Source organism: Pseudomonas sp. W2Aug9 (assembly GCF_023127755.1).
Lineage (GTDB): Bacteria > Pseudomonadota > Gammaproteobacteria > Pseudomonadales > Pseudomonadaceae > Aquipseudomonas > Aquipseudomonas synxantha_A.
Map to the genome: position 1 here is coordinate 1 of NZ_SPKL01000016.1, position 10,180 is coordinate 10,180.

1 protein-coding gene is annotated in these 10,180 nt (G+C 63.8%); it reads right to left on the reverse strand.

The window, feature by feature from the left end:
* Window positions 1-10,180 (reverse strand): non-ribosomal peptide synthetase (locus E3O56_RS12850; protein WP_248128373.1); only part of this gene is annotated, 10,180 nt, incomplete at both ends.

A 10,180-nucleotide genomic window follows, 5' to 3' on the forward strand; every position in this document is an offset into this window, starting at 1 on the left:
GATCACGCGGGTACTCGATATCCAGCGGCACATACACGCCACCGGCTTTCATCACCGCCAGGAACGCCACCATGATCTCGGCGCTGCGCGGCATGGCAATCGCCACGCGCACTTCCGGGCCGACGCCACGGGCAATCAGGGCATGAGCCAGACGGTTGGCCTGGCGATCCAGTTCGGCGTAGCTCAGGGTTTGCGCATCGAACTTAACCGCCACCGCACCCGGGGTTTCCCGGGCACGGTCGGCTACCAACTCGTGAACAAGACGCTCGGCGCAGAAACCGGCGTCGGTCTGGTTCCACAGCTCAAGGATGTGCTGTTGCTCATCCTGGCCCAGCAGCTTCAATTGGCCGATAGCCTGTTGTTGGTCGGCCACCATTGCCCGCAACAGGTTCTGCCAATGCCCGGCCATGCGCTCGATGGTCGCCACAGCGAACAGGTCAGTGGCGTAACTCAGGGAGGCGCGCAGCACGGTCGGGTTTTCTTCCACATCCAGCGCCAGGTCGAACTGGGCCACGCCCTCATCCAGATCCAGGACCTCCACGTGCAGGTCGGTCAGGCGGCTCAGGTGGCTGTCGGCACCGCTTACACGGTGGTTGAACACTACTTGGAACAACGGGCTCAGGCTCAGGCTGCGCTCCGGTTGCAAAGCCTGCACCAACTGCTCGAAGGGCAGGTCCTGGTGCGCCTGAGCCTCCAAAGAGCGCTGGCGTACCTGGTGCAGCAATTGCTCCACGCTCATCTGGCCATGAATATCGGCCTTGAGCACTTGGGTGTTGACGAAGAAGCCAATCAAACCCTCGGTTTCGAGACGGTTGCGGTTGGCAATCGGCACGCCGACGCGCACGTCCTCCTGGCCGCTGTAGCGATGCAACAAGGCCTGGTAAGACGCCAGCAGCACCATCGGCAGCGTCACACCCGCGCTGCGTGCCAGGCTGCGCAAGCCGTCCAGCAGCTCGGGGGCCAACTCTATGCCCAAGCGGGCGCCGCGATGGCTTGGCTGTGCCGGGCGCGGGTGATCGAACGGCAACTCCAGCACCGGTTGCTCGCCGCCCAAATGCTCGCGCCAGTAGGCCAATTGACGTGCCTGCTCGCCCGCGGCCATCCAGTCGCGTTGCCATACGGCATAGTCGGCGTACTGGATCGGCAGCATCGGCAGGCTTGGGGTTTGACCCTGGCTGAAGGCAGCATACAACTGCACCAACTCCTCAACCATCAGTTGCATCGACCAACCATCGGAGACGATGTGGTGCTGCACCAGCACCAGCACATGATCATCGTCGGCCAGACGCAGCAACTTGACCCGCAGCAGTGGCCCGCGCAGCAGGTCGAACGGGTGGGCGACCACTTCGGCGACCCGCGCCTTGAGGCCAGCGTAATCGCTATCGACCCGGTCGATATCGACGCAGCCAACGGCCTCAATGACCTGCAACGCACCGGTGGCCTGTTGCTGAAAATGCGTGCGCAAGCTTTCATGGCGCGCCAGCAGGCTGTCGAAGCTGCGTTGCAGTGCACTCAGGTCCAGCGGCCCCTGCAAACGCAAGGCGCTGGGGATGTGGTACGCGGCGCCGGTGGGGTCCAGTTGCCAGAGGAACCATTGGCGCTCCTGAGCGTAGGACAGCGGCAAAGGCTGCGTGCGGTCGGCCTTGAGCAACGCTGGCGCAGCAGCGCCCTCCTCGCCCAAGGCCCGAACGAAATCACTCAGCAGCGGGTGTTCGAACAAGGTCTTGAGCGCAACTTCCAGTGTCAGGGCCTGGCGAACCCGCGACACCACACGCGTAGCCAGCAATGAATGGCCACCCAGCTCGAAGAAGTGGTCGTCGAGGCCGACCTGCGGCACCTCCAGCACTTCGGCCCAGATGGCCGCCACCTGCTGCTCGCGCAGGGTTACCGGTGCTATATGGCCTTTGAGTGAATCGCCAACCTCCGGTTTTGGCAGCGCCTTGCGGTCGAGCTTGCCGTTGGGGGTCAAGGGCAGGCTATCGAGGAACATCCAGTGCGCAGGCACCATGTAATCCGGCAGGCGCTCGCGCAGCGCGGCTTTGTACGCCTGCTGTGGCTGCGGTGCGGAGCTGACCAGATAGGCGATCAGGCGGTCGTTATCGGCCAGCACCACCGCTTCGCGTACACCGTCGTGCTCACGCAGACAGGCTTCGATTTCACCCAGCTCGATCCGGAAACCACGGACCTTGACCTGATGGTCGACGCGCCCGATGTACTCCACCACGCCGTCGGCCCGGTAGCGTGCCAGGTCGCCGGTGCGGTACAGGCGTTCGCCCGGCGCCCCAAACGGGTTGGGCACGAAGCGTTCGGCAGTCAGCGCCGGCTGCCTGTGGTAACCGCGCGCCAGGCCGACACCGCCGATCAGCAGCTCGCCAGACGCGCCTTGCGGGCATGGCGTAAGGCCGGGATTGAGGATAAACAACCCGGTATTGGCAATCGGCCGTCCAACGAAAGGCTGCGCTTGGTGCAGACGATGAGCCGCTGACCAGATGGTGGTTTCCGTCGGGCCATAGAGGTTCCATACGGGACCTTGCAGCTCGAGCAGGCGCAGGGCCAAGTCGGCTGGCAGCGCTTCACCACCGCACAGACAGGTTATGCCACTCAGTAAATGGGCGCGCGGGCTATCGAGCAACATGCGCCAGCTCGATGGCGTGGCCTGCAGCACACTCGCGGCCTGACGCTGGGCCAGTTCGAGAATCGCCTCAGGGTCGAGGGCCATGTCCTGGGCGCTCAGTAGCACTGTGCCGCCCATACTCAGCGGCACGTACAGCTCCAGGGCGAAGATATCGAACGAGAAGGTCGTCAGCGACAACAGCCGCGTCTGCCGGTCTATATCCAGGGTGCCCGCCATACCGTTGGTAAAGCTGCACAGCGCCTGGTGGCCTACCATCACCCCTTTAGGCTTGCCGGTGGAGCCGGAGGTGTAGATGACGTAGGCCAGATTTTGCGGTGTAACGGCAACCTGCGGGTTATATGCCTGCGTGCCGACATCCTCGACCATCAGGACCTGCACGCCTTGCGGCTGCACCAGGCGCCCCTGCAGGTGCGCCTGGGTCAGCAGCACCCGGGCGCGGCTGTCTTCGAGCATGAACGCCAGGCGCTCTGCCGGGAATTGCGGGTCGAGCGGGACATAGGCGCCACCGGCCTTGAGAGTCGCGAGCAAGCCGACCACCATGTCCAGGGAGCGCTCCACGTGCACTGCCACCAGCACGTCCGGGCCGACACCCATGGCGATCAAACGATGGGCCAGGCGATTGGCGCGGCGGTTGAGTTCATCGTAGCTCAGGCGCTCCTCGTCGAAGTGCAGCGCGATGGCGTCGGGTTGCGCCACGGCCTGGGCCTCAAACAGCTGGTGTACGCAGTGTTCGTGTGGGTATGGGGTGTCGCTGCGGTTCCAGTCGTGCACCATTTGTTGCCATTGCGACGTGCTCAGCATCGCCAGTTCATCCAGGGGCTGGGAGGCATCGTGCACGACCGCGCGCAGCAGGTTTTGCCAATGCTCGGCCAGACGTTCCACGGTTGCAGCGTCAAACAAGTCGGTGGCGTAGGTCAGGGACGCCCAGAGGCCGTCGGCCGATTCCTCGGTTTCCAGGTTCAGGTCGAACTGCGTGCTGTGACCCGCCCAGTCCATTGGCTGCAACACCAGGCCAGGCAGTTGCACTGAACCCGAACGCAGGCTGCTTTGATGATTGAACATCACTTGGAATAGCGGGTTATGGCTCAGGCTGCGCTCCGGCTGCAACACCTGCACAAGTTGCTCGAACGGCAGGTCCTGATGGGCCTGGGCTTCCAAAGCGCGCCGTTTGACTTGGCCCAGCAACTGCTCGAAAGGCATCTGCCCGTGCAACTGCGCCTGCAGTACTTGGGTATTGACGAAGAAGCCCATCAGCCGCTCGGTTTCGAGACGATTACGGTTGGCGATCGGCACGCCGACGCGAACCTGCGACTGGCCGCTGTAGCGGTGCAGCAAGGTCTGGAACGAGGCCAGCAGGAGCATGAACAAGGTCACGTCCTGGCGTTCGGCCAAGGCTTTGAGCTCAGCCAGCATCACGCGGTCAAGATGGATCTGCCGGCGTGCGCCGCGATAGCTCTGCACCGCTGGGCGCGGATGGTCCAGCGGCAAGTCCAGCAGCGGATGGTCGTTACCCAGACGGGCGCACCAGTAATCGAGCTGGCGTTGTTGCTCCCCTGCCGCCATCCAATCCCGCTGCCAACGGGCATAGTCGGCGTACTGGATCGGCAAGGCCGGCAAGTCCGCGTCACCTTGGTACAGCGCCACCAACTCGTCGATCATGACCTGCATCGACCAGCCGTCAGAGATGATGTGGTGTTGGGTGATGACCAGCACGTGGTGCTCAGGCGCGACGACCAGCAACTTGACGCGCATCAATGGGCCGTCAAGCAGATCGAACGGGCGCTGGATTTCTTCGCTGACGGCGTGCTCGATGGCATCGGCGTCGATCGCTTGCTGCTCAATCGGCACGGTCAGACTGGGGTGGACGACTTGCAAGGTGTGCTCGCCCGCCTCCACAAACGTAGTGCGCAGCGGTTCATGACGCTGCACCAGGGCCTGGACGGCGCGTGCAAGTGCCGCACTGTCGAGTTGACCGCGCACGTGCAATGCAGTCGGTACATGGTAAGCCGCGCTGGCCGGGTCCAATTGCCACAGGAACCATTGACGCTCCTGAGCAAAGGACAACGCCAGCGGCTGCTCACGTCCAAGCGCTTGGAGCGCTGGCGCCGTATCGGCCGTCAAGCCTGCGCAAGCCGCCGCGAAGGCTGCCAGCGTCGGCTGTTCGAACAGGGCCCGCAACGGCACGTCCAGCTTGAGGTCGTGACGCACCCGTGAGATCACCTGAGTCGCCAGCAACGAGTGACCGCCGCGCTCGAAGAAGTGGTCGTCCAGGCCAACCCGCTCCACGTGCAGCACCGCTTGCCAGATCGCTGCCAACTGCACCTGCAAAGGGCTCTGAGGTGCCACGTACACGGCGCACGCCTGGCTCAGATCCGGTGCCGGCAGCGCCCGGCGGTCGAGCTTGCCATTGTTGTTGAGCGGCAAGGCATCGAGTACCACCCAATGTCCCGGCACCATGTAATCCGGTAACGCCTGACGCAAGCGAGTGGCCAGTGCCTGCGTTTCCAACTGCTGATCGTCGGCGGGTACCACATACGCCACCAACTGCATGCCGATCGCGCTCGGCTGGGCAATCACTGCCGCTTCACGCACGTCGGGCAAGGCTTGCAGGCTGGCTTCGATCTCTCCCATTTCGATACGAAGGCCGCGAATCTTCACCTGATGGTCGATACGCCCCACGTATTCCAGCGCCCCCGCCGCGTTGTACCGGGCCAGGTCGCCACTGCGATAAAGCCGCGCACCGGGCGTGGCGGAAAATGGGTCCGGCAAGAAGCGCTCGGCAGTGAGCGCCGGGCGATCGAAGTAGCACTGGGCCAAGCCCGCCTCGGCGCCGATGCATAACTCGCCCACACCGTCGGTGCTTAGCAGTTCGAAACCGCTGTCGAGCACATACAGCGCACGCCCCGCAATCGCCTGCCCAATCGGTACGCCGTACGCGTCGTTGGCATCGGTCAACTGGCAGTCATGCACGCTGGACACCACCGTGGCTTCGGTCGGCCCGTAGGTATTGACCAGGCGCACATGACCAAGCCCTGCGGCATGCCAGGCACGTACACCCTCCACCGCCATGGCTTCACCGCCCACATGCACCTGGCGCAGCTTGCCCAGGGAGCGGCAGTGCACTGCACATTCCTGCGCCAACAGATACCAGTAGGCCGCCGGCAAGTCGGCCAGGGTTACGCCTTGCTCGACGATCTCCCGCGCCAGTTGCCCGGCGTCCCACAGCTCATCACTGCGCATGATCAACGCTGCACCCACACACAAGGGCGGGAAGCACTGCTCGACAAAACCGTCGAAACTGAAGGTCGCAAACTGCAAGACGCGATCCTCGGCACTCAAGCGGCTGTACAGCGTGGCACTGTCGCAGAATTGACCGAGGGCGGCATGATCGATGGCCACACCTTTGGGCTGACCGGTGGAGCCCGAGGTGTAGATCACATACGCCAGATCAGCAGCGGCGGCAGGGTTGGGCACGTTGGTCGTCGGGTAGCCGGCCAGCTCGTCACCGCAGGCGGTGAAATCCACACGTGCCAGTCCTTGGGGCAATGGCAGATCCACGAGCAAACCCACTTCGCTGAGCAGCAGGTTGAGTCGGCTGTCGGCGAGCATGTAGGCCAGGCGCTCGACGGGGTATTTCGGGTCCAGCGGTACGTAGGCCGCGCCACTTTTGAGTACCGCCAACAGGCTGACAATCAACTGCGGGCCACGGCGCGAAGCCAGGCCCACCCGTTGTCCGGGACCGACACCAAGCTCCAATAGGCGATGGGCCAGACGATTGGCCCGCTGGTTTAGCTCGGCGTACGTCAAGCCTTCGCCACCGGCCAGCACAGCCAGGGCGTCTGGGGTGGCCTGGGCTTGGGCTGCGATGCGTTGATGCACGCGCTCGTTACCCTGGGCAGCCGCGGCCGACCGGCTGAGAGCGAGCATATTCTGCTGTGCGGTGGCGTCGAGAAGGCGCAGGTTACCAAGGGGCACATGGGCATCTGCGAGCAATTGCGCCAGCAGGTGTTGCAGGTTGGCGCTCAGGCGCGCGACTTGCGGCTCGCTGAACAGCGAACGGTCGTAGCTGAACTCCAGGCGCAGGTTGGCCCCCAGCTCAATGCCCAGGGTCAATGGGTAGTGCGTTTGTTCATGGTTGTGCAGGCGGCCGAAGGTCAGGCCAGCCGGCGCGCCTTGCTTGAGCGCCTCGGCAACCGGGAAGTTTTCGAACACCAGCAAGGTATCGAACAGCGCGCCGTGATGGCCGGCCCAAGCCTGGATATCGTAGAGCGGTACATGCTCATGGTCGCGCAGGCTGAGGTTGAGCGCTTGCAACTCGCCGAGCCAGCTTGCGACCGACTGGGCTGGCGAGGCTGCACTGATGATCGGCAAGGTATTGATGAACAGGCCCAGTTGCTGCTCGATCCCTGGCAGTGGCGCGGAACGCCCGGCCACGGTGGCGCCGAAGGCCACGCAATCCTGGCCTGTGTAGCGCTGCAACAGCAGGCTCCAGGCGCCTTGCAACACGGTATTGAGGGTCACTTTGTGCTGGCGCGCAAACTCGCCGAGACGTCGGGTAACGTCGCTGTCCAGCGCCACGTGATGGTCCGCCATGCCGATCCCGTCCACCGGCTTGCGCAGTGCCTGGGCCAGCAAGGTCGGCGCCGGCAATGCTGCCAGTGCGGCTTTCCAGAACGCTTCGCCAGAGCCTTGCTGTTGCAACCAGCCCAAATAATCGCGCCATTGCCCCAGTGGTGCGGGCACAGCCTGGCCTGCGTAGTGAGCAATGACTTCGCCAAGCAACTGCGCGTTGCTCCAGCCATCCATGAGAATGTGGTGGCTGGTAAAAATCAGGTGCCAGGCCGCGCCCGCACCGCGCACCAGGGTCAGGCGAAACAGCGGCGCGGCATTCAGTGCGAAACCGCGCTCACGTTCAGCCTGAGCCAGGGCGTCGAAGTCGGCATACGGGTCTTCAATCACTTGCAGTTGCAGGTCAACCTGGTGCTGGATCAACTGGTGAGCACTGTCCATTCCCAACCAGTGGAAGCTGCTGCGCAGGGTGTCATGGCGATCCAGCGCGGCCTGCCACGCACGCCCGAAGGCCAATAGGTCGAGCCCTTCGATGTCGAGCCGCAACTGGTTGATATAAGACTGGGCCTCGGGCGCAAGCAACGTGTGGAACAACATGCCCTGCTGCATCGGCGACAGCGGGTGAAGATCGGCAATGGCCGACCCCGCCACGGGCAATGCATCCAGTTGCTGCTGAGTAAGACGTGCCAACGGAAAATCCGACGGGGTCACCTGCCCTGCCGGAGCAGCACAGCAATGTTCGATCAACGCCTTGAGTTCAGCGGTGTATTCATCCGCCAGACGCTGGACGCTCGACACGTCAAACATCTCACGACTGAAGCCCCATTGCAGCGCCAACTCACCGCCATACACCTGCCCTTCCACTGTCAACCAGTTGGCCAGCGGTGCCTCGGGATCCTGGGCTTGGCCGCTGCCTTCACTGGCCGGTACGAAGAGTGCCGACTCATTGAACTGACGGTCGAACTGGCCCAGGTAGTTGAACGTAATGCGCGGTGCGGCGAGGTTCGCCAGGCTTTCGCGGGCCTGCGGCGACCCCAGGTAACGCAGCAGACCGTAACCCAGGCCCTTGTCGGGCACGGCGCGCAGTTGCTCCTTGACCGATTTGATCGCATCGGACAACTCGCCTTCGGCGCGCAGACGCACCGGGAACAAGCTGGTGAACCAGCCGACGGTGCGGCTCAGGTCGATGTCGTCGAACAGGTCTTCGCGGCCATGGCCTTCCAGCTGGATCAGCGCAGCGGGTTGTTCGCTCCAGCGGCTGATCACCCGCGCCAGGGCCGTCAGCAGCAGGTCGTTGACCTGGGTGCGATAGGCCGCCGGTGCGTCTTGCAGCAACCGGCGGGTCTGCTCGGCGTCGAGGCGGGTTTCCAGTTTGGTGCCCAGCCGGTTTTGCAGGCCGCCCTCGGGGTGGTCGCAAGGTAGATCGGTGTCGACCGATTGCGCCTGCCAGTACGGCAGTTGTTCGTCGAGGGTTTGCGCGTGGTCGTGAAGTTGCTGCGCCCAATGCTGGTACGCGCTGGTTTTCGCCGGCAGCGACTGTTCGCGGTAAGCCTGTTGCAGGTCTTCGAGCAGGATGCGCCAAGACACACCATCGACGACCAGGTGGTGGATCACCAGCAGCAAGCGTTGGCTGCCATCGGCCATGCTCACCAATGCGGTACGTATCAGCGGGCCTTGTTCGAGGTCGAGGCTGCGCTGGGCTTCATCACAAAGCGCTGCCAACTCGGCGTCGATGTTGGCGTGGGACTGCCACAGCAGCGGCTCGGCGAGGGGCGCCGCATGGCTCTGATGCCAGCCATCCGCCTGCTGCACAAAACGCAGGCGCAAGACGTCGTGATGCTGGATCAGCTGGTTCAAGGCCGCTTCCAGCTGCGCGGGCTGCAACGCCTCTCGCGGGGTCAGCAGCAACGACTGGTTCCAGTGATGACGTGCCGGGATCGTCTGGGCGAAAAAGCGCTGTTGCACTGGGGTCAGAATCACCTCGCCACTGACCGGGCCCTGGTCGATAAGGCTGACTTGGTCGAAGCTGGCCACCCGCGAAAGGCTGCGGATGCTTTGGTACTGGAACAGGTCCCGGGGGCTGAGTCGGATACCGGCCCGGCGGGCGCGGCTGACCACCTGGATAGAAATGATCGAGTCGCCACCCAGCTCGAAGAAGTTATCGTCCTGGCCGACCTGTTCAACGCCGAGCACATCGCTCCAGATCGCCGCCAGGGCTGTTTGCAGGTCGCCTTGTGGGGCGATAAACGCCTGTTGCAGCGCTGCATCCGGCAGTGGCAATGCCTTGCGGTCAAGCTTGCCGTTGGCGGTCACCGGCAGCTTGGCCAGGGTGAGGAAGTGGGTCGGCACCATATATTCCGGCAGACTGTCGAGCAGCCAGGCCTTGAGGTCGGTTGGCTCCTCGCCTTCACACACCAGGTACGCGACCAATTGTTTGCCACCTTGTACCAACACCACCGCTTCGCGCACTTGCGGGTGCTGCATCAGGCGGGTTTCGATTTCGCCCAGTTCGATACGCAAGCCGCGCAACTTGACTTGGTGATCGAGGCGGCCGAGGTATTCGATCACACCATCGGCGCGCTGGCGCACACGGTCACCGGTACGATACAGCCGCTCACCCGTCACGAACGGGCTTGGCACAAAACGTTCGGCGGTCAACGCCGGGCGCCGATGATAACTGCGCGCCAGGCCGCTACCGCCCAGGTACAGCTCGCCAGCTACACCGTCAGGCACCGGGTTGAGTTGGGCGTCGAGCACATAGGTGGCGAGGTTGGCGATCGGGCGGCCGATGGGTACGCTGTCGGCGCCTTCGTCGATGCAGGTCCAGTGGGTGACGTCAATGGCCGCTTCGGTCGGGCCATAGAGGTTGTACAGCGCCGCACCCGGCAACTTGGCGAACACCTGCCGTTGCGCATCCAGGGGCAAGGCTTCGCCGCTGCACACAATGCGCTTGAGGCGGGGGGACGCCCGCCCGCC